1 protein-coding gene is annotated in these 587 nt (G+C 70.0%); it reads right to left on the bottom strand.

What is annotated here, in order from left to right:
• The coding region (locus VI123_RS19230; RefSeq protein ID WP_336339684.1) for an NAD(P)/FAD-dependent oxidoreductase at window positions 1-587 on the bottom strand (587 nt) is incomplete at both ends.

Below are 587 nucleotides of genomic sequence, written 5' to 3'. Positions count from 1 at the left end.
CCCTTGTCCTTGTGCGTCCACGTCTTCAGCGGCTGGCCGCGCACCGCGCGAGCCAGGTTCTCGCCGGCGACTTCGGCGGCTTGCCAGGCGGCCTGGGCCGTCGGCGGCGCGGGCTGGTCGCCCGGCTGCTCGATGAGCGCCGAGTCCCCGATGGCGAAGACGCGCTCGTCCGCCGTCTGGAAGTTCCCTTCGGCGTGGACCCGGTGGTTGCGCTCGTCCTTGTCCAGGTCCACGTCCTGCATGCAATCCCGGCCCGTGATGCCGCCGGTCCAGACCAGCACGTCGTAGTCCAGTTCGTCCTCGTCGCCGATGTAGACCGTCTCCTCGTCGACCTCGCCGATGAACTCACCGCACTCGATGTTCACGTCGGCGGCCTCCAGGCGCTTGCGCAGCGCACCCTGCAGTTCCGGGTCGCTGTTGGGCAGCACCTGGTCCAGCCCCTCTACGAGGTGGATGTCGATGGGCGCGTTGTGCTCGTCGCGGAACTCGGCGACCTCGCCGGCCGTCTGGATGCCCGAGAGGCCAGCACCGCCGATGACCACCTGCGCCGGGTCGTTCGTCGAGGCCTCGCGGGCGGCCTGCTGAAC

It is taken from the genome of Haloarcula sp. DT43, assembly GCF_037078405.1.
Taxonomy (GTDB): domain Archaea; phylum Halobacteriota; class Halobacteria; order Halobacteriales; family Haloarculaceae; genus Haloarcula; species Haloarcula brevis.
Note: the sequence above shows the minus strand (reverse complement) of the source record. Positions and strands in the feature narration are given on the sequence as shown.